The 2,707-nt window shown below is 40.8% G+C and carries 6 protein-coding genes; all 6 read right to left on the bottom strand.

The features are described 5' to 3' along the window. Positions 1–34: 34 nt before the first annotated feature. A complete protein-coding gene (locus DY78_RS09610) occupies positions 35–688 on the bottom strand; it encodes an AAA family ATPase (protein ID WP_024626245.1) in 654 nt (217 codons plus the stop codon). Then, the gene (locus DY78_RS09615; RefSeq protein ID WP_056993521.1) at positions 689–1,549 is read right to left on the bottom strand and encodes a DUF1351 domain-containing protein; all 861 of its coding nucleotides are present in this window, start codon (positions 1,547–1,549) and stop codon (positions 689–691) included. Continuing rightward, positions 1,549–1,719, bottom strand: coding sequence for a hypothetical protein (locus DY78_RS16420; RefSeq protein ID WP_169817081.1), 171 nt, complete (start codon positions 1,717–1,719; stop codon positions 1,549–1,551). Before DY78_RS16420 ends, DY78_RS09615 begins: the two co-directional genes overlap by 1 nt. A gap of 2 nt (positions 1,720–1,721) precedes the next feature. Next, entirely contained in the window at positions 1,722–1,886 is a 165-nt protein-coding gene (locus tag DY78_RS16425; protein WP_169817082.1) for a hypothetical protein, read from the bottom strand. A gap of 2 nt (positions 1,887–1,888) precedes the next feature. Then, the gene (locus DY78_RS09620) at positions 1,889–2,143 is read right to left on the bottom strand and encodes a hypothetical protein (RefSeq protein WP_024626239.1); all 255 of its coding nucleotides are present in this window, start codon (positions 2,141–2,143) and stop codon (positions 1,889–1,891) included. Positions 2,144–2,232: 89 nt separating this feature from the next. Next, positions 2,233–2,562: a DUF771 domain-containing protein gene (locus DY78_RS09625; protein ID WP_024625307.1), complete on the bottom strand. Its 330-nt coding sequence runs from the start codon at positions 2,560–2,562 to the stop codon at positions 2,233–2,235. Positions 2,563–2,707: the final 145 nt, after the last annotated feature.

Here is a 2,707-nt window from a genome sequence, read left to right on the forward strand (position 1 = left end):
TCAATTATGACGCTGACTATTCGCATTTATTTGTCTAAAATCTTGACATAGGAGCCTCATTTGCTTTAATCAATTTGCGATTATCAATTCGGTTCTTGGCGTGATTCCCCTTTTCGGGATCTAAATCAATCATGCGTTCGCCACCCGTCAAATAGATCCGGCCAACGAGGTCAAACATACTAGTAAACGCATTGAACGTCTTTTCGTTCATGTCAGCTTGGTATCTACCTTCACCACTAATACCTGATGAACCATTGTCAAGTTGATGAGCAGTAGCATATACAGACTTGCCACTTTCTTTCAAAATCGTACCGAGATCTCTAAACCACAATTGTAATTTTTGGTAATTCTGACGATTGTCCTTAGCAGCATTATCAATATTTTCTAATACCAAGTTTTGAAGTGCTGTGATATTGTCTAATACAATTACCTGATATTTAGTGTCTTGAATACCTTGCATGACATATTGTTCAACCATGGCCTGAATATTCGGCATATCGCGATGTTCAAAGATAATAACATCGACGTCCTTATCACCAATCAAAACATTGCTCGACATATCGAAACTGAACAACAACTTGTGACCTACAAACTGTTTCACTGCACTGGTCTTACCGGTACCACCATCACCATATATGAAGTACATATTGGGTATCACCGGAATGTTGCCATCCGCATAAAACTTCATCTACATCACTGCCTCAAATTTAATACCATTCTTTTTCATATATGAAGATAGCCCCCACATCTGGTCTTTAGTGGCTGTAATTTTCAAAGTTCGAGTAAGAGACACTACTTCGCCAGTGTCTGTATCGACAATTTTACCGGTACTCGTTTCTTGCTGATGCTCTGCAGCCACTTGCTGTTTAATCTCTCGCTGACGTTCACGTTCTTTGACTGATTCAACTTGCCGGTCAATTGCCTGCAACAAGTACTGGACGTCCTGTCCTTGCTTCAACTGGTCAATCCATGGGATGGGATCAACGTCGACTGCTTGAGCATACTTGGTAATCATCGTTGTAGCAGTAGCCAACTTATCCTTGGCTTGCTTTACCACCGTCATCGACGATGCAACTTCTTGAGTGATTTGTTTGTTGCTGATGCTCTTATTCAGCCAACGAGGGTCGAATTCAATTTCATCCACCCCAACGTCGTAATTGGGTGCCATTTCAGCAATCAAGCCCATCACGTCAGCTTTGCGTTGTTCACGGCGTTGAACCTCCAGCTCACCAAGCCCTTCATCAATCGGATCAATGATCATGTCGATGCTGGCTTCAAGCTTTTTGACCTCGGTTTCAAACTCACGTAATGGTTGATTATAATTTCGCTTGATTTCTTTGCGCCGATCATCAAGCGCCTTTTTGAGCTTGTTCAATTTGGCTCGTACTTGCTTGCTGTCAGTTACGTTATCTTCGGTGATTACTAAATTCGAGTAACGCGATATATATTGCGCAATGGACGCCCGCAATCCTTCCAAGTTGTTAATTTTAATTGGTACCGGTTGATAGTCCACCGTGTAGTCTGGAAGATTAATTACTTCATTCTCCATTATTTAAGCCCCCTATTGATCATAAGTGCGTTTAAGTCCATTGCTTTAATCATGTTGTCTCGCATCTGACGTAATTCTGGCGTTAATGCCTGTGGATCAATCGATGCAATCAGTGCAACACCGTGGAAAATGCAATGCTGTTGTTCTAAATAAGGTAATGTTTCTTCCATAACTACCGTCCTCGCTTTCTTAGCACTTGCAAACGAGACTGCTTTGGAATAAAGTAGATGTTGGTGCTGAGCATCTCTTCCATTAGTCCATCGTTAGCCGTTACTAGCGATGGCTTTTTTTGTGCTCGTTTCCACTCATATAACGGTAAAATTGATACTTTTCGCATGATTATTCCTCCATTTCTAATGCTTCTTGCCAATCAATGACATAGCCGCCACCAGGACACTTACTAACTGAAATATCTTCTTCTGATAGTGTGTTGATAACGCCGACACTAATTTCAGACTTGTTCCAGATGATTGAGTGATGGCCTTGCAAACTAGCAACATTAATTTCAGTTATTAAATCATTTGCTTGTGCCTTGTTAGCATTGGCGACTAATTTATTGCCAAGTCCAACAAATGCATCTGTGTCTCTTACCATTACTTTTCCTCCTTAAATTCCAAACCAGTTTCTAATCTCTCTGCGCTTGTACCATAAAGATGTTAGCGCCCAGGTTAATGCTGCTACTTCTACCATGGCAATTCCTCCCAATGAGATTCCAAAAAGTCAGCCATTACGCTAGCCTTAAACTTCCAGGCGCTACCGCGTCCCTTGTGAATTATTTGACCTTGTTGCTCCATTCTGCCAATCTGTCGGCTGTATTTTGGATTTTCAATAATATTTTCTTTAATCCATTTAATCGATTTGTTTCCACACCGGTCACGTAAATTGTCCATTATCCAGGATCGCCCCAACAAGGATTGATCCAGCAATTTGTTATACGCCTCTTTATCAACTAATACGTATTGGTCCATGCTTTTAACGTGCATCGGAACCGTTGCCACTTTTAGTGCTTGCATAACACAACACCTCCTAATATGTTTTTTTACTTTTACTGCATTTTTGATTTCAGCTGTATACTTGATTTATTCCGATTAACCGAGGTGATAACTTATGACTGACAAAGAATTGCTAAATGTTGCGGCAAACCTTACAGATACTCTT

This window comes from Lactiplantibacillus fabifermentans DSM 21115 (assembly GCF_000498955.2).
Classification (GTDB): domain Bacteria; phylum Bacillota; class Bacilli; order Lactobacillales; family Lactobacillaceae; genus Lactiplantibacillus; species Lactiplantibacillus fabifermentans.

Bases quoted from the DNA above. Each gene is read 5' to 3' on its own strand.
- DY78_RS09620 (WP_024626239.1), bottom strand. From the start codon at position 2,143: ATGGTAAGAGACACAGATGCATTTGTTGGACTTGGCAATAAATTAGTC.
- DY78_RS09625 (WP_024625307.1), bottom strand. From the start codon at position 2,562: ATGCAAGCACTAAAAGTGGCAACGGTTCCGATGCACGTTAAAAGCATG.
- DY78_RS09610 (WP_024626245.1), bottom strand. From the start codon at position 688: ATGAAGTTTTATGCGGATGGCAACATTCCGGTGATACCCAATATGTAC.
- DY78_RS16425 (WP_169817082.1), bottom strand. From the start codon at position 1,886: ATGCGAAAAGTATCAATTTTACCGTTATATGAGTGGAAACGAGCACAA.
- DY78_RS09615 (WP_056993521.1), bottom strand. From the start codon at position 1,549: ATGGAGAATGAAGTAATTAATCTTCCAGACTACACGGTGGACTATCAA.
- DY78_RS16420 (WP_169817081.1), bottom strand. From the start codon at position 1,719: ATGGAAGAAACATTACCTTATTTAGAACAACAGCATTGCATTTTCCAC.